Origin of the sequence: Afifella sp. IM 167, assembly GCF_020144925.1 — a bacterium.
Taxonomy (GTDB): Bacteria; Pseudomonadota; Alphaproteobacteria; order Rhizobiales; family Afifellaceae; genus Afifella.
On record NZ_NSLC01000003.1, the window covers coordinates 175449 to 195768 of the forward strand.

General features: G+C 67.6%; 20 protein-coding genes. 12 read left to right on the plus strand and 8 right to left on the minus strand.

Features of this window, described 5'->3' with window-relative positions; genetic code table 11:
* Window positions 1-53 precede the first annotated feature (53 nt).
* The gene (locus CLD20_RS06070) at window positions 54-2081 is read left to right on the plus strand and encodes a cache domain-containing protein (protein ID WP_224405704.1); all 2028 of its coding nucleotides are present in this window, start codon (window positions 54-56) and stop codon (window positions 2079-2081) included.
* Window positions 2082-2179: 98 nt separating this feature from the next.
* The gene (gene leuB, locus CLD20_RS06075; RefSeq protein WP_224405967.1) at window positions 2180-3310 is read left to right on the plus strand and encodes a 3-isopropylmalate dehydrogenase; all 1131 of its coding nucleotides are present in this window, start codon (window positions 2180-2182) and stop codon (window positions 3308-3310) included.
* Window positions 3311-3344: 34 nt separating this feature from the next.
* On the opposite strand, the gene CLD20_RS06080 is transcribed toward leuB, so the two are convergent.
* Window positions 3345-4223: a leucyl/phenylalanyl-tRNA--protein transferase gene (locus CLD20_RS06080; protein WP_224405705.1), complete on the minus strand. Its 879-nt coding sequence runs from the start codon at window positions 4221-4223 to the stop codon at window positions 3345-3347.
* 261 nt (window positions 4224-4484) lie between these two features.
* On the opposite strand from CLD20_RS06080, the gene CLD20_RS06085 reads away from it, so the two are divergent.
* Complete coding sequence (locus CLD20_RS06085; protein ID WP_224405706.1) at window positions 4485-5516, plus strand: aspartate-semialdehyde dehydrogenase; 1032 nt, start codon at window positions 4485-4487, stop codon at window positions 5514-5516.
* A gap of 5 nt (window positions 5517-5521) precedes the next feature.
* Window positions 5522-6202, plus strand: coding sequence for a hypothetical protein (locus tag CLD20_RS06090; protein WP_224405707.1), 681 nt, complete (start codon window positions 5522-5524; stop codon window positions 6200-6202).
* Window positions 6203-6212: 10 nt separating this feature from the next.
* Here CLD20_RS06090 and CLD20_RS06095 read toward each other — a convergent pair whose 3' ends face one another.
* The 3 genes from CLD20_RS06095 to CLD20_RS06105 form a co-directional block, all read right to left on the minus strand.
* A complete protein-coding gene (locus CLD20_RS06095; protein ID WP_224405708.1) occupies window positions 6213-6557 on the minus strand; it encodes a DUF2147 domain-containing protein in 345 nt (114 codons plus the stop codon).
* A gap of 105 nt (window positions 6558-6662) precedes the next feature.
* On the minus strand, window positions 6663-7541 hold the full coding sequence (locus CLD20_RS06100; RefSeq protein ID WP_224405709.1) for a PfkB family carbohydrate kinase: 879 nt from the start codon (window positions 7539-7541) through the stop codon (window positions 6663-6665).
* 202 nt (window positions 7542-7743) lie between these two features.
* Complete coding sequence (locus CLD20_RS06105; protein WP_224405710.1) at window positions 7744-8052, minus strand: DUF1127 domain-containing protein; 309 nt, start codon at window positions 8050-8052, stop codon at window positions 7744-7746.
* A 154-nt stretch (window positions 8053-8206) separates the two neighbouring features.
* Between CLD20_RS06105 and CLD20_RS06110 the strand changes: the two genes are divergently transcribed.
* Window positions 8207-9100, plus strand: coding sequence for a LysR family transcriptional regulator (locus CLD20_RS06110; protein WP_224405711.1), 894 nt, complete (start codon window positions 8207-8209; stop codon window positions 9098-9100).
* Between the two features lie 7 nt (window positions 9101-9107).
* On the opposite strand, the gene CLD20_RS06115 is transcribed toward CLD20_RS06110, so the two are convergent.
* Complete coding sequence (locus CLD20_RS06115; protein ID WP_224405712.1) at window positions 9108-9794, minus strand: TlpA disulfide reductase family protein; 687 nt, start codon at window positions 9792-9794, stop codon at window positions 9108-9110.
* A 47-nt stretch (window positions 9795-9841) separates the two neighbouring features.
* On the opposite strand from CLD20_RS06115, the gene argH reads away from it, so the two are divergent.
* The 4 genes from argH to CLD20_RS06135 all read left to right on the plus strand — a co-directional run bounded on the left by argH (window position 9842) and on the right by CLD20_RS06135 (window position 15766).
* Window positions 9842-11263: an argininosuccinate lyase gene (gene argH / locus CLD20_RS06120; protein ID WP_224405713.1), complete on the plus strand. Its 1422-nt coding sequence runs from the start codon at window positions 9842-9844 to the stop codon at window positions 11261-11263.
* A 28-nt stretch (window positions 11264-11291) separates the two neighbouring features.
* The gene (locus CLD20_RS06125; RefSeq protein WP_224405714.1) at window positions 11292-11573 is read left to right on the plus strand and encodes a lipoprotein; all 282 of its coding nucleotides are present in this window, start codon (window positions 11292-11294) and stop codon (window positions 11571-11573) included.
* A 46-nt stretch (window positions 11574-11619) separates the two neighbouring features.
* Entirely contained in the window at window positions 11620-12897 is a 1278-nt protein-coding gene (lysA, locus tag CLD20_RS06130; protein WP_224405715.1) for a diaminopimelate decarboxylase, read from the plus strand.
* A 199-nt stretch (window positions 12898-13096) separates the two neighbouring features.
* Window positions 13097-15766, plus strand: a complete 2670-nt coding sequence (locus CLD20_RS06135) for a TIGR02302 family protein (RefSeq protein ID WP_224405716.1) — start codon at window positions 13097-13099, stop codon at window positions 15764-15766.
* Window positions 15767-15815: 49 nt separating this feature from the next.
* Here CLD20_RS06135 and CLD20_RS06140 read toward each other — a convergent pair whose 3' ends face one another.
* Genes CLD20_RS06140 through CLD20_RS06150 form a run of 3 tightly spaced genes read right to left on the minus strand, consistent with a single transcriptional unit; the run spans window position 15816 to window position 17750 of the window.
* Entirely contained in the window at window positions 15816-16193 is a 378-nt protein-coding gene (locus tag CLD20_RS06140; protein ID WP_224405717.1) for a response regulator, read from the minus strand.
* A 13-nt stretch (window positions 16194-16206) separates the two neighbouring features.
* Window positions 16207-16761, minus strand: coding sequence for a hypoxanthine phosphoribosyltransferase (gene hpt, locus CLD20_RS06145; RefSeq protein ID WP_224405718.1), 555 nt, complete (start codon window positions 16759-16761; stop codon window positions 16207-16209).
* On the minus strand, window positions 16758-17750 hold the full coding sequence (locus CLD20_RS06150; RefSeq protein ID WP_224405719.1) for a hypothetical protein: 993 nt from the start codon (window positions 17748-17750) through the stop codon (window positions 16758-16760). The genes hpt and CLD20_RS06150 overlap by 4 nt, the downstream gene beginning before the upstream one ends.
* Before the next feature lie 103 nt (window positions 17751-17853).
* On the opposite strand from CLD20_RS06150, the gene ftsE reads away from it, so the two are divergent.
* The 3 genes from ftsE to CLD20_RS06165 all read left to right on the plus strand — a co-directional run bounded on the left by ftsE (window position 17854) and on the right by CLD20_RS06165 (window position 20297).
* Window positions 17854-18546 (plus strand): cell division ATP-binding protein FtsE, encoded by a 693-nt coding sequence (gene ftsE, locus CLD20_RS06155; protein ID WP_224405720.1) that lies wholly within the window; start codon window positions 17854-17856, stop codon window positions 18544-18546.
* Window positions 18536-19579, plus strand: a complete 1044-nt coding sequence (locus tag CLD20_RS06160; protein WP_224405721.1) for an ABC transporter permease — start codon at window positions 18536-18538, stop codon at window positions 19577-19579. The genes ftsE and CLD20_RS06160 overlap by 11 nt, the downstream gene beginning before the upstream one ends.
* A gap of 67 nt (window positions 19580-19646) precedes the next feature.
* Window positions 19647-20297, plus strand: a complete 651-nt coding sequence (locus CLD20_RS06165) for a YdcF family protein (RefSeq protein ID WP_224405722.1) — start codon at window positions 19647-19649, stop codon at window positions 20295-20297.
* Window positions 20298-20320: the final 23 nt, after the last annotated feature.

A 20320-nucleotide genomic window follows, 5' to 3' on the forward strand; every position in this document is an offset into this window, starting at 1 on the left:
TTGTCACCTTCCCCTGCGGATGCTAGGCATGGCGTGGCCAAGGGGAAGAGGCCATGGTTTCGATCCGCAGTGTGCTTGCACTGTCGCTCGCAGGGCTGCAGCTCGTCGCCATAGCTGCAGTCATTCTGCCGTTCTACTTTACCTCCGAGCGGGTTCTTCTTGACCACGCGCGCGTCCTCATGCGCGACGTGGCGCATAACACGATCAACCACGCCATCGGTTTCCTCGCTCCTGCCGAGGCGGCGGCCGACCTTTCGCAGCGTCTCGCCCGCCAGCAGGTGGTCTCCAGCGAGAACGAAGATGCGATGGAGCGCTACTTCTTCGAGCAGCTGCGTTCGCACGACCAGTTCGCCGGCATCTTCTACGGCAATACCGAAGGCGACTTCGTCTATGTGAACCGCGACGCCTCCCTCGGCCGGCCGGCCTATCGGGCAAAGACGATCGAGAACCGGCCGGAGCGGCGCAGCGTCGATCTCGTCTGGCGCGACGACGCCTATTCCGTCATCTCGCGCCGCTCCGATCCGCAGGACCGCTACGACCCGCGCACCCGCCCCTGGTATGGCGGGGCCGTGGAGGCGAAAGGGGTCGCCTGGACCGATCCTTACATCTTCTTCTCCTCGCGCGAGCCGGGCATCACCGTCGCGACGCCGGTGACGAGCGAGGCGGGCGAGCTGAAGGGCGTCGTCGGCATCGACATCGAGATCTCGGCCCTCTCGCTCTTCCTCTCCAGCCTCAAGGTCGGCGAGCATGGCGGCGCCTTCATCGTTTCCAATTCGGGCGACGTCATCGCCTATCCGGATCCGGCGAAGATCAAGATGGCCAGCGAATCCGGCGAGGCGCTGCGTTTTGCCCGCATCGACGAGCTCGACGATCCTCTCGCCCGGGCGGCGGCCGCCTCGTTCCCGGGCCTCGGCAAGGCCGGTCCGTCGGCGCAAAATTACTCCAGCTTTCGCTACGGCGGGGAAGATTATCACGCCGTCGCTTCCTCGCTGCCGGGCACGCGCTGGCCCTGGACGGTCATCACCTACGTGCCGGAGAACGACTTTCTCGGTGCCATCAAGGAGAGCCGGCGCAACGGTTACGTCCTCGTCGTCTGCGTCGCGCTCCTGACTGGCCTTATCGGGCTCCTCATCGCCCGCTCCATCACCCGGCCCATCGGCCAGCTCTACAGCCAGGCGGAAGACATCGCCGCTGGCGACCTCAAGCCGATGCCGCCTCTGGCGACGCGTTACAACGAGCTTCACCGCACGGGCCTTGCCTTCTCGCGCATGACGGAATGGCTGCGGCGCGAGCGCGATGCGAACGAGACGCTGACCGGCGACCTGCGGCAGGCCTCGCGCGAACTGGAGGCGCGGGTGGAAAAGCGCACGGCCGAGCTCAACGCGGCCAATGCGCGGCTGAAGGAGGAGGCGGAGCTGCGCGCCGCGCAGGCCGAGAGCCTGAAGAAGGCGAACGCCCAGGCCGAGCTTCTCGCCCGCGAACTGAACCACCGGGTCAAGAACGTCTTCGCAGTGGTCTCGGCGGTGCTTTCGCTCGGGGCGCGTTCGGCCGAATCGGCCGACGACCTCGCACGCACGACACGGCGGCGCATCGATGCCCTCTCGAAAGCCCACAGCGTCACGCAGGGGCATGGCTCGGCCGCCGCGGCGAGCGATCTCGGCCGGCTCGCCAAGCTGGTTCTCGCCCCTTATGTGCGCGAGGATGCGGACCAGGTCAGCGTGACGGGCGAAGCGATCAAGATCGACAACGACGTGGCGACCGCCCTCGGCCTCATTCTGCATGAACTTGCCACCAACGCCGCCAAATACGGGGCGCTCAGCGTTCCGGAGGGTCAGGTCGAGCTTTCCTGGCAGAGCGAGGGCGCTGAGGATAACCGGCAGCTCACCATCGTCTGGCGGGAGCGGGGCGGGCCGAAGCCGATCGCGCCGGGGCCGGACAAGCATGGCTTCGGCACGCAGATGGTGCAGCAGATCGCCGCCCAGTACCGCGCCAGCTACGAAATCGACTGGCACGAGGAAGGGCTGACGGCGATCCTTCGCCTGCCGCTGTCAGAGGCAGAATCGTCACACGAGGCGGCCTGATGGCACCAGCTACGTTCTTATCGGCTCCGGCAGGGCCGGGGCGTCTTGCCTCCATCCATGCGAGCGGCTAGCTCAACGAACCCCTGAAGACGGAAGAACTGATGACGCACAAGCTCCTGCTCCTCGCCGGCGACGGTATCGGCCCTGAAATCATGGCCGAGGTGAAGGCCCTCATCGACTGGATGAACGCGGAGGGGATCGGCTCCTTCGATTGCGAGGAGGGTCTCGTCGGCGGCTCGGCCTACGACGCGGAGGGTGTGGCGGTCTCCGAGGCCACCATGGCGACGGCGCTCGCCTGCGACGCGGTGCTCTTCGGTGCGGTCGGCGGGCCGAAATGGGACGGCGTTCCCTACGACGTGCGCCCCGAGGCCGGGCTCCTGCGGCTGCGCAAGGATCTCGGCCTCTTCGCCAATCTGCGTCCCGCCATCTGCTATCCGGCGCTCGCCGACGCCTCCTCGCTGAAGCGCGAGGTGGTGGAAGGTCTCGACGTCCTCATCGTGCGCGAGCTGACCGGCGGCGTCTATTTCGGCGAGCCGAAGGAGATCACCGATCTCGGCAACGGCCAGAAGCGCGCCGTCGACACGCAGGTCTACGACACCTTCGAGATCGAGCGGATCGTGCGGGTCGCCTGCGACCTCGCCAAGACCCGCGACAAGCGCGTGACCTCGATGGAAAAGCGCAACGTGATGAAGTCGGGCGTCCTTTGGAACGAGGTCGCGACCGCGGTCGCCGCGCGCGAATATCCCGAGATCGCCTTCGACCACATGCTGGCGGATGCCGGCGGCATGCAGCTGGTGCGCTGGCCGAAGCAGTTCGACGTCATCGTCACCGACAACCTCTTCGGCGACATGCTGTCGGACGTCGCGGCGATGCTGACCGGCTCGCTCGGCATGCTGCCGTCGGCCTCGCTCGGCGCGCCGGATGCGCATACCGGCCGGCGCAAGGCGATGTATGAGCCGGTGCACGGCTCGGCTCCCGACATCGCCGGCAAGGAAGTGGCGAACCCGATCGCCATGTTCGCTTCCTTCGCCATGGCGCTGCGCTATTCCTGCGGGATGATCGAGGAAGCCGGCAAGCTGGAAGCGGCGATCGCGGAGGTGCTCGACGAGGGCCTGCGCACGCGCGACATCCTTCCCAGACAGGGCGCGGAGGGTCTGACGGAGGTCGGCACCAAGGGCATGGGCCAGGCGATCCGCGAACGCTTCCTGGCGATGATGCAGGCCGGCTGAGATCGCTTGCGGGCGGCTTCGGCCGCCCCGCCCCTTAGCTTCCGAGGGCGGCGACGTCTTCGGCGGCCGCCTCCACGCTCCAGCGTCCCGGCTTTACCGGCCCGGCCGGGGCATCGCCGATCAGCCTCAGGAATTCCGCGCGCGGCACGGTGTCGAAGCCGAAGCGCGCCACCGCGTCGGACGGCCTCTTGTTGTCGATCAGCGCAAAGCCCCAGCGGTTGAGATGCCAGGCGAGGAAGGCGAAGCCGACCTTGGAGGCGTTGTCGATGCGGAAGAACTGCGATTCGATCGTGAAGCAGCGTCCCGTCGCAACGCCGTAGCCGCCGCCGATCAGCGCGCCGGTTTCGTCCCAGACCTCGAAGGAATGCGCGTCTCCCGCCTCGTGGAGGGCCTGGAAGGCGCGCATGATCTGCGGCGTGATCCAGGTGAGCGGCGTCTGGCCGGGGCGCGGCTCGGCGCAGGCCTCCATCACCTCGCCGAAGGCGGTGTCGAAGGTGACGCGCCACCTGTCCTTGCGGATATGGCTGCGCAGCCGCTTGGAGAGATGGAAGTCGGAAAGCCGCACGATGGCGCGCCGCGAGGGCGAAAGCCATTTCGGGGCGAGCACGTGCGACAGCGGATAAAGGCCGCGCCGATAGGCCTCGCGCAGCGTCGGCACGGAGAGGTCGCGCGCGACTGCGACCGCGCCGGTCGGGCTGAGACGCGGCGCATCGGGGGCGGGCAGGCCCGGATCGGACGATATGAGCGCTTGAAGATGAGCGAGCCCGATGCGCGCGGCGCCGAGCGGGCCGTCGTTCTTCAGGCTCCAGGCGATGCCGAGAAGCCAGCGGCGCGTCTTCTGTCCGGCATTCTCGGAAAAGGCGGGCGGGCCGGCCGGCATGGCGGCTCTCTCGGCCAGCGCGTCTGCGTTCATTGCCTTCTTCCCTGCTCTCGTCCGGTGGCGCGATCCTGGCAGGCCAGCCTCAAGCCTTGGTTAAGTTGTCGCAGCGGAAGGGGAAAAGCGGCTTCAATAGCTTGTGATTGACTTTGGCTCGCCGCGCGATAAAACGCGCCCACCATGAGCAGAACGGCTTTCACCCGGTTTTCCGGGACCAAGACGACCGGCTGACGCTCCGCCCCGATCTCTCCCCGGGGCGGGGATGAGATGCTTTGCACGGGGAGAGAGGAGCAGGACATGGGTTACAGGATCGCAGTCGTCGGCGCGACCGGCAATGTCGGGCGGGAGATGCTCGACATCCTCGACGAGCGCGGCTTTCCCGCGGACGAAGTTGTGGCACTCGCCTCCCGCCGCAGCCAGGGCACGGAAGTCTCCTTCGGCGACAAGACGCTCAAGGTGCAGGCGCTGGAGAACTACGATTTCTCCGGTATCGACATCGCGCTGATGTCGGCGGGCGGCACCGTCTCCAAGGAATGGTCGCCGAAGATCGCCGCCAAGGGCTGCGTTGTCATCGACAATTCCTCGGCCTGGCGCACCGATCCGGATGTGCCGCTGATCGTCCCGGAGGTGAATGCCGATGCGGTCGCGGGCTTCACCAAGAAGAACATCATCGCCAATCCGAACTGCTCGACCGCACAGCTCGTCGTGGCGCTGAAGCCGCTGCATGACCGGGCGAGGATCAAGCGCGTCGTCGTTGCCACCTACCAGTCGGTTTCCGGCGCCGGCAAGGACGCGATGGACGAGCTCTTCAACCAGACGCGGGCCGTCTTCGTGGCCGATCCGGTGGAAGCGAAGAAGTTCCCCAAGCGCATCGCCTTCAACTGCATTCCCCATATCGACGTCTTCATGGAAGACGGCACGACGAAGGAGGAATGGAAGATGGTGGCCGAGACCAAGAAGATTCTCGACCCGAAGATCAAGCTGACGGCGACCTGCGTGCGCGTGCCGGTCTTCGTCGGCCATTCGGAGGCCGTCAACATCGAGTTCGAGGAAGAGCTTTCGGCCGACGAGGCGCGCGAGATCCTGCGCGAGGCGCCGGGCTGCCTCGTCATCGATAAGCACGAGCCGGGCGGATACATGACCCCCTACGAGAGTGCCGGCGAGGATGCGACCTACATCTCGCGCATCCGCGAGGATTCGACGGTTGATTACGGCCTTTCCCTGTGGGTGGTCGCCGACAACCTCAGGAAGGGCGCGGCGCTCAACACCGTGCAGATCGCCGAGCTTCTGGTGAACCGCAAGCTCCTGGAGAAGCAGAAGGCGGCCTGAGCCGCATGCGCCGGCCGCGCCTTCTCGTCACCGGCTTCGGGCCTTTTCCGGGCGTTCCGGAAAATCCGAGCGGCTGGCTGATGGAGCGGCTGTCGCTGCCCGATGGGCTGAAAGGCATCGCGGCCGAAGCGCGGTTCGCCGTCCTGCCGACCGACTGGCAGGCGGGACCGGCCGCCTTCGAGGCGCTCTGGCAAGCGCATTCGCCTGACATCGCGGTCCAGTTCGGCGTCAGCCGGCGCGCCCGCGGCTTCGAGCTGGAGCGCCTTGCGCGCAACCGGGCCGAGCCGGCGCTCGCCGATGCCGCCGGAAAGGCGGCGCCTTCCTGCCGCGTCGATCCGGAAGGGCCGGAGACCTGGCGCGGCTCCCTGCCGATCCGCCGTATCCGCAATGCCCTTGAGGCCGCCGGCCATCCGGCGGGTCTTTCCGACGATGCCGGCCTCTATCTGTGCAATGCGCTCTATTACAGGGCCGGCCGGCTCGCCTCGCAGGCGGGCCGGCTTTCCATGAACGGCTTCGTCCACCTTCCCTTCCTGGAGGGGCAGACCCCGCCCGCTGCGACGGAGAGGCCTGAGGCGGAGACCGCTCCGGCCTTCGCCATGGCGCATGAGGCGATGGCCGCCGGCGCGAGGCTCATCCTTGAGGTCGCCGTCGAAGCCTGGCGCGAGCGCGCCGAAGAGGCCGCGTGAAACGGGCTTCCTATTTCCGCTGCCAGTTCTGCGTCTTGCAGAAGATCGCCATGGCGCAGCCCTTCAGCTTCATCTGCGTGGCGGAGGTCAGCGTCACCGACCCGGAATAGGTCTTGTCGTCCTCCGGGTTCATGATCGTGCCCTTGTAGGAGCCGTTCGAGCCTTCCATGCGGCCGATCTCCTTGCCCTTGTTCGGGCCCGAAGCGACCTTGAGGCAATAGGCGCTGCCGCAGGCAGAGATGCGCACCGTATTGCCGCTCTCGGCGACCCAGTTGCCCACGATCGGATCGGCGGCGAGCGCCATGCCGGGCCATGCGGCGAGCAGGGTGACGGCGACCATCTTCTTCCAGTTCATCGGCGTTTCCTCCTGTTATGGCGGAAATAGAACGCGCCGGGCGGCCGAGCGCAACGGGGATTTTCAGCCCAAAGCGCCGGAAAACTGCGATTCCCGGGGGTGACGTTACGGCCGCGTGGCGACGGCGGGCGCGCCGGCAAGGCGGCGCAACTGCACGCGAGAGAGGTTGGGTCGAACGAGCGCCTCCTGCGCCTCTGCGAAGGCAAGATCCGGCCTGCCGAGTGAGGCCGTCACGGCAAAGACGTCGTGCGTGGCGGCGACCGCATAGGGCAGGGCCTCCTGCGGCGGGGAGCCAAGCAGGCGCCGGCCGAGATAGACGGCGCAGAAGAGGTCGCCGGCGCCCTTTGCCGGGGTCTGGGCGAGCGGGTGCTCGGCAAGCAGCGTGGCGCCGCCGGAAAAGAGAGCCGCGGCGGTGCGTCCGCGCATCAGGGCGGGGGCGGAGGTGACGATGAGTTCGGCCGGACCCAGGTCCGCAGCGGCGGCGGCGATCGCGGCCATTTCGGGGCTCGGACCAAGACCCGCCAGAACGGAGAATTCGAAGAGGTTCGGGGTGGCGATATCGGCGAGCGGCAGAAGCGCGCGGCGCTGCGCTTCGACGACCTCTTGCGGCAGATAGGCCTCGCCGGCATCGCCGAAGACCGGGTCGCAGAGATAAAGGAGCCGCTCATCGCGGCGCTTCAGCTCTTCGATGAAGCTTGCAGCGAGTTCCGCTTCCGGCCGTCCGCCGAAATAGCCGGTGACGACCGCGGAGGGCGGGCGCGCCTTCAGCCGCTCGGCGACGTTTTCCAGGAGCTCGGCGAAATCTTCCGGCGAGGGGCGCAGCGGGCGGACCCGGCGGTGGGCGGGATGATGCGGAAAGATGATCGTCGGGATTTCGACGGTCTCGATGCCGAGACGCTCCAGCACGAAACTGATGATGCGGTTGCCGACGGCGCCGATCGCGACATGGCTCGAAATGGTGACGACGGGCCCCGGCACCGACATGATGGCTGATCCTCTGCGAAAACTCAGCCGCGGGCAGCAGGCTCCAGCCTGCGGGCGACGAATCGGGAAATTTCAGCGGATCGGGAAGGCAGGCGCAAGCGCGCCCGTGCCGGCACATGCGCCGGGGGCGTGAGGAAAGGCGAGCCGCCCCGGCGCAGAGAGGCTGCCGGGGCGGTCTTTGAAGGTCCGCAAGCTTCGGCCGTCAGAGGAACTTGCGGCCGCGCCGCTGGCTGGCGATCCGGTCGGAGCGCCGGCGTATCAGTTCGGCGTTGGGATCGCTCGCAAGCGGCATCGCCAGGGCGCTGTCCACGTCGAAACGGGTGAGCCCGATATCGCTCAGCATGTGGTCGTCGAGTGCTGCGAGCCGATAGGCGGCGCGCCGGCCCCTGATGGCACGGGCGAGACGCGTGGCGGCGGTGACGGCCGGGCCAATGAGCGCGGCGAGCCTCGCCGCAAGGTCGTCCGTGCGCGGCGTGTGCAGCGTCGGATTGGGTGAAAGCCGTTCAAACATCTCAAGTCTCCGTCTGGGGCGGGGGAACCCCTTCCTTGATGGCGATGGGCGGGTGCGTCGTCGCCATGGCCGGAGATTTGAACCTTCCCTATTGATCAATCAAACGAAAAGGTCTTACATGTTGAATGAGAAAAATTGAACGAGGCAGAAATCGATGCATCCTGTTCTCGACGCCGACCTCCTGCGCACTTTTGTCGCGATCGCCGACGGCGGCAGCTTCTCCGTCGCGGCGGACAAAGTGGGCCGCACGCCTTCCGCCATCTCCATGCAGGTGAAGAAGCTGGAGGAGATGGTCGGTCGCCGCCTCTTCGAGCGTGACTCGCGCAAGGTGTCGCTGACGCCCTTCGGCGAATCGATGCTGCCGGATGCGCGCAAGATCCTGGAAATGCACGGCGAGCTCTGGGGACGGCTGAAGACCCCGGACCTTGAGGGCGTCATCACCGTGGGCACGCCGGACGAATATGCGAGCGCCTTCATGCCGCGCGTGTTGCGCAGCTTCGCGCGCACCCATCCCGGCGTCCAGGTGAACGTCATCTGCGATATTTCCACGAAGGTGCGTGGCTGCCTGGAACGGGGCGAGATCGACGCCGGCCTTGTCACCGATTCCGACGTCAGCAACGTCGCCTATTACCGCCGGCAGGTGCATGACGAGCCGCTGGTCTGGCTGGGCGCGCGGGATGGCACGGCGCATGCGCGCCGGCCGCTGCCGGTCGCTGTGGCGAACCCGACCTGCGAATGGCGGCGCCGGTCGGTCGCCGCGCTCGGCAAGTCGGGGCTGCGCCACCGGATCGCCTATCAGAGCGCCTCGGCCGCCGGCCAGATCGCGGCGATCGCGGGCGACCTCGCCGTGGCGCCGCTGCCGGTCTCGCTTGCCAAGGGCGACCTGGTGGCGCTCGGGCCGGAGACCGGCCTGCCGCGGCTCGGCACCTATGCGATTTCCTTCATCGCCCGCGACGAGACCGATCCGCTGGTGATGGCGCTCGCCGACCATGTGGCGACGAGCTTCGCTCCGGCAGGCCAGGCGGGGCTGGAGCAGGTGGCGGCGTAGCCTCTCCTCAGGAGGCGGGCGGCGGCTCCTCGGACGGCGCTTCCAGCGTCGTCGGCGAGGTCTCTTTCAGCGCCGCCTCGATCAGGGCGCCAGCGTCGCCCGAATCCCATTCGGCCGGTCCGTTCATGTGGCCGATCAGGCAGCCATTGCCGTCGACAAGCGCCGTCACCGGCAGTCCGACGGCAAGGCCCTTCGCCTTCATGTCGTTGAAGATCTTCATCGTCCTGTCGGTGTAGAGCGGCAGGTTGTCCACACCGATCTCCTCCAGGAACGTGCGGGGCCGGTCGATGTCGGAGCGGTCGATGTTGATCGGCACGACGGCGAAGTTCTCATTTCCGTGCGTGCCCTCCAGCCTGTCGAGCGCCGGCATCTCCTCGCGGCACGGCACGCACCATGTGGCCCACAGATTGACCAGCTTCAGCTGGCCGGAGAAATCGGCGAGCGTGCGGGTCTGGCCGACCTGGTCGGTGAAGGAGAGCGCGCTGAGGTTCTCCTGCCGCGTCGCCGGAATGAAGGCGGCGACCTCGCCCTTCACAAGCGGATCGATCGCCTCGGCGGCGTCGAGGGCCGGGCGACAATCGCCCGCGGCGACCACCGTCTTCTCATTGCCATTCTGGGAAATCCCGTATAGGGCGACGGCAGCGCCCGCGGCGATGAGAATGGCTGCGGCAAGGGCGAAAAAAACTCGTTTCACGGGTATCAACTCCGAAATCCTGTCACTCAAGCAACGCGATCTTGCAAATGTCGAACCGCATGTGGGGCGGCCGCTTCTCCGAAAGCCCGGACGCCATCATGGAAGAGATCAACGCCTCGATCGATTTCGACAAGGCGCTCGCGGCGCAAGACATCGCCGGCTCTCAGGCACACGCCGCCATGCTCGCCAAAGCCGGCATTATTTCGACGGAGGACGCGGATAAGATCATCGCGGGCCTCGCCGAGATCGGCCGCGACTTCGCCGAAGGCCGTTTTAAGGTCTCCCGCAGCCTGGAAGACATCCACATGAACGTGGAGGCGCGGCTCGCCGAGCTGATCGGCGAGGCGGCCGGAAGGCTGCATACGGCGCGCTCGCGCAACGACCAGATCGCCACCGACTTCAAGCTCTATGTGCGCGAGGCGCTCGACGAGCTCGACCGGCAGGTGGTGGCGCTGATGCGCGCGCTCGCGGCAAAGGCCGAGGCGCATGCCGGCACGGTGATGCCGGGCTTCACGCATCTGCAGAGCGCCCAGCCCGTCACCTTCGGCCATCACTGCCTTGCCTATGTGGAGATGCTGGCGCGCGACCGCGGCCGGCTGGCCGATTGCCGGGGGCGGCTCAACGAATGCCCGCTCGGCTCGGCCGCGCTCGCCGGCACGGCGTTTCCGATCGACCGGAAGATGACGGCCGAGGCGCTCGGCTTTGCGCGCCCGACGGCGAACTCGCTCGACGCCGTCTCCGACCGCGACTTCGCCATGGAGGCCCTCGCGGCGGCCTCGATCTGCGCGGTGCACCTGTCGCGCCTTGCCGAAGAGATCGTCATCTGGTCGTCGGCCCAGTTCCGCTTCGTCAAGCTCTCCGACAAGTTCACCACCGGCTCCTCGATCATGCCGCAGAAGCGCAATCCGGACGCGGCCGAGCTGGTGCGCGCCAAGGCGGGGCGGATCGTCGGGGCGCTGAACGCGCTCATCATCGTCATGAAGGGCCTGCCGCTCGCCTATTGCAAGGACATGCAGGAGGACAAGGAGCCGGTCTTCGACGCGCTGCCTTCCCTGTCGCTCTGTCTTGCGGCGATGACCGGAATGGTCGGCGACATGAAGCCGAACGAGACCGCCATGCGCGAGGCGGCCGGCGTCGGCTTTGCCACGGCCACCGACCTCGCCGACTGGCTGGTGCGCGAGGTGGGCATGCCTTTCCGCGAGGCGCATCACGTCACCGGCCGCATCGTCGCCGAGGCGGAGGCGCGCGGGCTCGATCTCGGCGAACTGCCGCTGGAGGTCATGCGCAAGGTGCACGAGAAGATCGACGCCAGCGTCTTCGACGTTCTCTCGGTCGATGCCTCAGTCTCCAGCCGCAGAAGCGAAGGGGGCACGGCTCCGGAAAATGTTCGCGAGCGGGCGCGCCACTGGCGCACCCTCCTCGAAGAGGCGCCGAAAGAGGCTGCGCAGCCGGGCGAGAGCCCGGTATAGTCAGCCCGCTCCGAGGAGTTTCTCAATAATGGCCTTTCTTCGTCTCGTCATCGTCCTGACGCTCGCCGCATCGGCGGTGACCGGCTGCGGCCGCCGCGGGGCGCTCGAGCCGCCTCCCGGCGCTGAAAACAGCATCGTGCCGAAAAGCGATCCAGGCGCCGGGCCCTCGCAAACCGACACGGTCGGCAATGTGGAGACGCTGTCGGAGGAAGGCAGGGTCGCGGCCGAGACCCCGACGAGCGCCGAAGAGGAAAAGCGCGCGCCGAGCGATCCGAGCGGCCGCCGCTTCATCCTCGATCCGCTGATCTGACAGAAAGGCGCGCGCCCCGGCAAAGGGGTCGCCGCGCGGGACATCCATGCACCATTTCACCTATCGCGAGGGCGTCCTGCACGCCGAGGACGTGCCGGTCACACAGATCGCCGAGGCTGTCGGCACGCCGCTCTACTGCTATTCGACGGCGACGCTGGAGCGCCATTACCAGGTCTTCGAGGAGGCCTTCAGCGGCCTCGATCACCTCATCTGCTACGCGCTCAAGGCCAATTCCAACCAGGCCGTGATCGCCACGCTCGCCCGGCTCGGCGCCGGGGCCGACGTCGTTTCGGAGGGCGAGCTGCGCCGCGCGCTCGCCGTCGGCGTGCCGCCGGAGAAAATCATGTTTTCCGGCGTCGGCAAGACGGCGCATGAGCTTTCCTTCGCGCTTTCGGCCGGGATCTTCTGCTTCAACGTGGAATCGGAAGCCGAGCTGCGGCTTCTCTCGATGCTCGCGAGCGAGGACGGGCGGACCGCGCCGATCAGCCTCAGAATCAATCCGGACGTGGATGCCGGCACCCACGAGAAAATCTCCACGGGGCGCAAGGAGAACAAGTTCGGCATCCCGGCCGCGCGGGCCCGCGAGATCTACGCCGAGGCGCGGGACCTGCCAGGCATCCGGGTGATCGGCATCGATATGCATATCGGCAGCCAGATCACAGAGCTTGAGCCGTTCGAGGCCGCCTTTGGGCGGCTTGCCGCTCTCGTGCGCGAGCTGCGCGGCGACGGACACGACATCGAGCATATCGATCTCGGCGGCGGGCTTGGCATTCCCTATCACGAGGAACGCGTCGCCCCGCCGCTGCCGAAGAGCTATGCGGAGACGGTCCGCCGCCACATGAGCGACCTCGACGCCAAGATCATCTTCGAGCCGGGCCGCCTGATCGCGGGCAATGCCGGCATCCTCCTGACCGAGGTGATCTACGTGAAGGAGGGCGAGGACAAGAATTTCGTCATCGTCGATGCGGCGATGAACGACCTCATCCGCCCGACGCTCTACGACGCCTACCACCGCATCGCGCCGGTGCGCGAAAGCCAGGCGGAGCGAATCACCTGCGATGTCGTCGGACCGGTCTGCGAGACGGGCGACTTCCTGGCGAAGGGCATCCAGCTGCCGCGCCCGCAGCCCGGCGACCTGCTCGCCATCTTCTCGGCCGGTGCCTACGGAGCCGTGCAGGCCGGCACCTACAACACCCGCCGGCTGGTACCGGAAGTGCTTGTGCACGGCCAGGACTACGCGCTGGTGCGCGCCCGCCACAGCTACGAGGAGCTGATCGCCTGGGACCGTGTCCCCGGCTGGCTCCAGCCGTCCGAGGGCATCTAGTCCCCCCAGGGAGCAGGACGATCGTCATCACAATGGCGTGTCGTCGCGGCCTTGATGCGGCCATGCTTGCCGCTTGTCCTTTCCGGCAGGCGGCGCTCCGCTATAGTCTTGAAACGTTCCGGCGATGATCCGCCGCCGTGAGGCGCGGCCGCCGGGACGCACATATTCCGGATCGGGGCGCAAGGCGGAAGGAGCCGGCGTGGGCAAGGCCGAGACGAGCGACAGCAAAGCGGGCGTCCGGAGCGAGGTCTCCGAGCGGCTGGGCGGCGTCGTCCGACGTGCGCGGCTCGCCCTCTTCTGGGAGGCGTTCTGGCCGCGCCTCGTGCCGCTTCTTTCCCTCGTCGGTCTCTTTGTCATCCTCTCCTGGTTCGGCCTGTGGAGCGGCGTCGCGGATCTCGTCCGTGCCGGTATTCTCGCGCTCTTCGGCCTCGGCTTCCTCTTCTGCCTCATGCGCGTGCTGCGCACGCCGTGGCCGGACGAGGCGGCGGCGCTGCGGCGCGTGGAGCGCGCCTCCGACGTGCCGCACCGGCCTGCATCGGGCCTGCGCGACAATCTCTCGGCGGTTTCCGACGGCCCGGCCGCCACCGCCCTGTGGGCGGCGCATCAAAGCCGGCTCCTCGCCTCCCTGTCGCGCCTCAAGGCCGGGTGGGCGCATCCCGACATGGCGCGCCGCGATCCGAACGCCTGGCGCTTTGCCGTGCCCGTCCTTCTCGCCGTCGCCTTCTTCGCCGGCTGGGGCGAGCACTGGCCGCGGCTCGTCGATGCCTTCCGGCCCGTCTCCACCGAGCTCGTCGCGACGGCTCCGGCGCGGATCGACGCCTGGATCGACCCGCCGGCCTATACCGGTGCGCCGCCCGTCTACCTGTCGCGCCGCGAGGGCGCGGTGGACGGAGGGGAAGCAACCAGCGGCGAGCCCGTTTCCGTGCCGCAGGGCAGCAAACTGACGATCCGCGTCGTCTCGCGCGAGGCGCCGCAGGTGAGCCTCGATACGGCGGGCGAGGTTTCCATGCTTTCTTCCGACGCGGCGGAGGCTGCGGGCGAGGCGCCTGCCGCGCAGGGCGAGAAGGCGAAGGCGGCCCCGAAGGCCGCGGATGCGATCCGCAGCTATTCGGCGATCCTGGAAACGGACGGCTCGGTGGCGATCGCCGCCGGCAGCAGCGGCGCGCGCTACGCTTTCCGCATCATCCCTGACCGGCCGCCGACGATCAGCCGCGGCGCTGTGAAGGTGAACCGCTCCGGCTCCTTTTCCATGGAATTCACCGTTGACGACGATTACGGCGTCACCGGCGGCTCGGTCACCTTCCGCCCGAAGAATGAGCAGGAGGACGGGGCGCGGCCGCTGGTCGAAACGCCGACCGTGCCGATCCGCATCGCGCGCTCGCGCGACAAGGAGAAGGAAGCCTCCGGCAAGGCCTATGCGCGGCTGGAGGAACATCCCTTCGCCGGGATGGAGGTCCTCGCCGACGCGGTCGTGACAGATGCGGCGGGCCAGGAGGGTCGGCCGCCCGACGACGGCACGATGACGCTGCCGGAGCGGCCTTTCCGCAACCCGGTCGCCCGCGCCCTCATCGAGCAGCGGCGCGACCTCGCGCTCGACGCGCGCCGGCAGAGCCGGGTCGCTTCCGTGCTCGATGCGATGATGCTGCGGCCCGACCGGTTCATCCAGGATTCGTCGATCTACCTCGGCCTCAGCGTCGCCTATCATCGCCTCCGCGGGGCTGAGACGGACGACCAGCTGCGGGACGTGCTTGCCTATCTTTGGGACATGGCGGTCCTCATCGAGGACGGAGAGCTTTCGGCCGCGCAGCAGCGGCTGGCGGAGGCGCGCGAGGCCCTGGAAAACGCGCTCGCCGAGGGTGCCTCTGAGGAGGAGATCGCCCGCCTGACCGAGGAACTGCGCCAGGCGATGAACGAGTTCATGCGCTCCATGGCCGAGCAGATGGCGCGCATGCCGCAACAGCAGCTGATGCCGATCGATCCGAACGCGCAGATGATGTCGCAGCAGGATCTCGACCGCATGCTCGACCGGATCGAGGATCTTGCCCGGCTTGGCGAGAACGATGCCGCGCAGGAGCTTCTCAGCCAGCTTCAGGAGATGCTCGACAACATGCAGATGGCCCAGCGCATGCAGCAGCAGATGCAAAGCGGCGAGATGGGCGAAATGATGCAGCAGATGGAAGAGCTCGGCCGGCTGATGCGCGAGCAGCAGAAGCTGATGGACGACACCTTCCGCCTCGACCAGGGCCAGCGGCCGACGCAGCGCGGCCAGCAGGGCCAGCAGGGGCAACAGGGCGAGCTATCGCCGTCGGAGATGGCCGAGATCATGCGCCAGCTGCAGGAAGGGCAGGGAGACTTGCATCAGGGCCTGCAGGCGCTTCTCGATCAGCTGCAGCAGATGCAGCAGGGTGGCCAAGGCGAGAACGGCCAGCAGCCGGGCCAACCCGGCGCGGGCCAGCAGGAAGGTCCGGGACAGGGCGAGCGCGCTCTCGATCGTGCCGGCCGCGCCATGGGTGACGCTGCCGGCTCTCTCGGCCAGGGCGAGACGCGGCAGGCCTACGGCCAGCAGGGCGAGGCGCTGCAGGCGATGCGCGAGGGCATGCAGTCGATGATGAACGAGATGCTGGGGCAGCAGGGCCAGGGCGGCCAGCAGCGCATGGGTCGCGGGGGCATGCCGCGGGGCCAGGTCGATCCGCTCGGCCGGCCGCAGCGCACCGACGGCCCCGACCTCGGACAGAATGTGCGTGTGCCCGACGAGATCGACGTGGAACGCGCCAGGCGCATTCTCAACGCGATTCGCGAGAGGCTGGGCGAGCGTTTCCGCCCGCCCTACGAGCTTCAGTATCTGGAGAGGCTGCTCAACCGGGATTGAGCGAGGCCGTTTTCAGTGGGCCGGTCCCGGCGACCGGCCGGCAGCCCTGTCAGGCCGCCTTGGGCTTTTCCGCCCCGGCCTCGCTGACGGCGCTGCGGATTTCCTGCAGCGTGAACGGCTTGGTCAAGACGTCCCGGATGACCTTCTGCAGGTCGTCGGCGCGTTCGCGCTGGTCGGCAAAGCCGGTCATCAGCAGGATCGGCAGGCCGGGCCATTTGCGGGCAGCGCTATGGGCCAGATCGATGCCATCCATGATCGGCATCTTCACGTCGCTGACCAGAAGATCGAAGCAGCCGTCGCTCTCCATCAGCCGATCCATGGCTTCCAGACCGTCGCACGCCGTCTCGACGGCGTGACCGTCCAACTCCAATGCGCGGCTAACGAAAGCTCTCACCGAGTCGTCGTCTTCCGTCAGGAGAATACGCATTACACTTCCCCGATCATTTCCCCCTTCCGTTGTCTTCAACGACGCCGACATAGGGGAGTTCGCGATGTGCATGGCCCGCGTCCATGCCGTAACCGACTACAAAATAATCGGGACAGGTAAATCCAACGTAATCGGCCGCGATTTCCGTCTTGCGGCCTTCGGGCTTGTCGATCATGGCCGCGATCTCGACCCGGTGAGCGCCGCGCGTGAGCATCAGATCGCGCGCAAATCTCAGTGTCAGGCCCGAATCCAGGACGTCGTCGACGAGCAGAACATCGCGGTTTTCCACGGGGCAACCGATATCGCGCAGAATGCGCACCTCGCCGCTCGTCTTCAGGCGTGCGCCATAGGAAGAGAGCGAGATGAACTCGATCTCCATGGCCACATCATTGAGGGAAAGCGCGCGCGCAAGATCCGCTCCGAAGACGAAACCGCCCTTGAGGACGATGACGGCGAGAAGGTTTTCCGGCCGCCGCTCGGCGATCTCGGCGGCCATGGAAGTGATTCGCGCGGCGATCTCCTCGGCGCTGTAGAGCGGGCGGATGCCTTCGCGATGGGGCGCGCTCACGAAGCCGGCTCCGGCCAGCGGCCTTCGACTTTGCCGGCGTTGCCGGCGCTGGCGACGGGAGCTGGGGCGGCGGGAACCGATTCGGCCACCTTTGCGATCCGATCGAAGCGCAGATGCACGGCCTTGGCGTTCGCGGGGGCCTCGCCAAGCGCATAGGAGAAGGCAACGCTGCTGCCGCCTCCGATCGCCTCGGCGGGCGGGGTGATGCGCATATGGCCGAGCTCGCTTCCGCCTGCGCCGATGAAGGTTACGGCGATTGGCGACAGGATGCGGGGGGAAGCGTCCCTGCTGACGATATGTCCGGTGAGAAGCAGGGGAGAGCCGGGCTTGGGCAGGACGCGGCCGACGGTAACGTCCTCGAAGATGACGGGATCGAGGGCGACGGGAAGACCGGCAATCGCGTAGAGGCCGGCAAGGTCCGGCACGGCCTCGACGAGGGCCGGGCGGGCGAAGACGGCGCCTGCCAGGAAGAGGATCGAGACAAGGGCGGTAAGAAGCTGGAGCGCGGTGCGCGGCCCGGATCTGCCAGTATTTGAGGCCCTGGCGGCCCGGCTGGAGCGGATTTTCGTCGCTTCCAGGTCAAGGAAGCACGCGCCTTTGTCTTTCTCCTGCGGGCCCGTGCCGCGTGTCCAGTGGCCTTTCGGTTCGAAGGCGCTCCCGGCGGTGCGTGCGGTGCCGGCGCGCGGCTCGGGCTGCACCCGGATCGGCTCGCCCGCATCGAGCGGCTCCGGTACCGGGCCGATGCCCGCGCCGCCTCTGCTCCTGAGCGGCTCGCGGCTTCCTTCTGCGCCGTTCGCTGCCTTCCAACTCTCGCCGCAATGACCGCAGACGATCAAATGCGAGCGCGCATCGATCTTACCGGCCTCGATGAGCTCGGCAGTGCCGCAGCCGGGGCAGGTGAGAAGATCGACATTGCTGGCGTCATGCGCAGGCCTGCCGGAGAAATGCCCGGAGGCGGATCGCTTGTCGCCCGCGTGGCATTCGGGCATGCAGGGCTCCGTTAGCTTGCTTAGCGCTTTCTTGCCGAACATCGTTAACACCGGCTTAACGCCCGGATGCGATGGAAGAACCTCCAGCTTCTTGGCAGAGCGAATGGACGAACATCCGCCAGGCGATTCGCCTCTCATCCGTTTCGAGAATGTCGGCCTGCGCTACGGGCTCGGCCCGGAGATCCTGCGCGACGTCTCCTTCGCCATCGGCCAGCGCTCGTTCCAGTACGTGACGGGCCCTTCCGGTGCCGGCAAGACCTCGCTCCTGCGCCTGCTTTTCCTGTCGCTGCGGCCAACGCGCGGGCTCGTCGAGATCTTCGGTCAGGACGCGGCGACGGCGGCGCGCCCCAGCGTGCAGGTGCTCCGGCGGCGAATCGGCATCGTCTTCCAGGATTTCCGGCTTCTGGAGCATCTGACGACCTACGAGAACGTCGCCCTGCCGCTGCGCGTCCTCGGCCAGGCCGAATCGACCTACCGCAACGACGTGATGGAACTGCTGGAATGGGTCGGCCTCGGCGACAAGATGTGGGTGCATCCGCCGGTGCTGTCGGGTGGCGAGAAGCAGCGTGCGGCCATCGCGCGGGCCGTCATCACCCGGCCGGAGATCCTGCTCGCCGACGAGCCGACCGGCAATGTCGACCCGCCGCTCGCCCGCCGCCTCCTGCGCCTTTTCATCGAGCTCAACCGGCTCGGCACCTCGATCGTCATCGCCACGCACGACCTAGCCCTGATGGACCAGTATGATGCCAGACGTCTCATCCTCAATGCAGGTGCTATTGAAGTCCATGACGTCTGAGGAGCATCCGATCCGCAAGCGGGTCAGGCGCGCACGGGCGGCCCGCCGCCGCGCCCCGGCCGCCGCCGCGCCGGCGCGCGAGATCGGCGCCGATGGCCTGGCGCCGCGCGAGGGTGCGCAGGGCGGGGCCTTCGAGGAGCCGCGGGCGGTCAATCCGATCGTGCCGCCGCGCTCGGTCGCCGGGCGGGCGCTCCTCGTCCTCGTCGCCATCATGAGCTTTCTTGCCTGCCTGTCGGTCGCCTCCGTCTCGGTCGTCTCCGACCGGGCGCGCGGCTGGCAACGACAGATCGCCGCGGAGCTGACCATCCAGGTCTCCACCACCGGCACGCGGGACATCGACGCCGCCCTCGCCAAGGCCCGCGGCATCGCCGAGGCGACGCCGGGGGTGCGATCGGCCGAAATTCTCGGCCCGGAGGAATCGGCGGGCCTTCTGGAGCCCTGGCTCGGCAGCGGCTTCGATCCGGCCGAACTCCCCATCCCGCGGCTCATCTCCGTGCGGCTCGACGGCGACGCGGATCTTGCGACGCTGCAGCGGCGCCTGCGCGACGAGGTCGAGGGGGCGAGCCTCGACGATCACGGCATGTGGCTGAAACGGCTCTCGCGCATGTCGCAGGCCGTCACGTTCGCCGGCCTCGCCGTCGTCGGCCTCGTCATGGCGGCGACGGCGCTTTCCGTCGTCTTCGCCACGCGCGGAGCCATGGCCGGCAACAAGGAGGTGATCGAGGTCCTGCATTTCGTCGGGGCGGAGGATGCCTATGTCGCCGGCGAGTTCCAGCGGCATTTCCTGCTTCTCGGCCTCAAGGGGGCGGGGCTCGGCGGCTTCGCCGCCATCGCACTCTTTGCCATCCTCTCCCTGATCGGCGGGGTGCAGGGGCCGACGCCGGAGGAGGCGCAGCTGCGAAGTCTGCTTGGCGGGCTGACGGTCGGCCCGCCCGCCTATATCGGCAGCGTCGTCACGGTCGTGGCGATTGCCGTCATCATCGCCGGCACCGCCCGGTTCACCGTGCGGCGCACCCTTGCCGATATCGGCTGAGATCGTTGCAAATCTCAAAGAAGCGAGCGAGGAAGATGGCCTCGTTGTTCGGCGACGGAGGAGCCGGATGGCCCGGCAGAGCCTGACGGAAAAGCTGGAGGCGCGCGGCATGGGCCGCAGGCGGCCGCCGCTCGGGCGGCGTCTCGTGCGAAGCATCGTCTTCGGCGCGGCGATCTTGTGCGTCTTCTTCGTCGGCGGCTTTCTGATCTTCGCCCAGCAGATCGCCTCCGCGCGCCCGCCGGCCTATCCGAGGGCCGACGCGATCGTGGCGCTCACCGGCGGTTCGGCGCGCATCGAGGGCGGCGTGGAGCTGCTGCAGCAGGGGGCGGGAAAGCGCCTGCTCATCTCCGGCGTCTATGCCCAGAACAACAAGCAGTCGATCGCCGCGGCGCTTTCGGGAGAGAGCGAGGATCTGTTCCGCTGCTGCGTCGATCTCGGCAAGACCGCCCGCGATACGCGCGGAAACGCGGAAGAAACGCGCGATTGGGCGCGCCTTCACGGCTACACCTCGCTCATCATCGTCACCAGCGCCTATCACATGCCGCGCTCCATCGCGGAGCTGAAGCGCGAACTGCCGGGGGTTCGGCTCGTGCCCTATCCGGTGCGCCGGCCGGGGCTCGATCTTGGGGACTGGGCGCAGCGCAAGGAGGTCTTCCGCATCCTCTTTGAGGAATATCTGAAGTTCATCGTCGCCTTCATCCGCCCCGCAAGCAGCTGATTCGTCTGGCTTAAGCTCCTTCT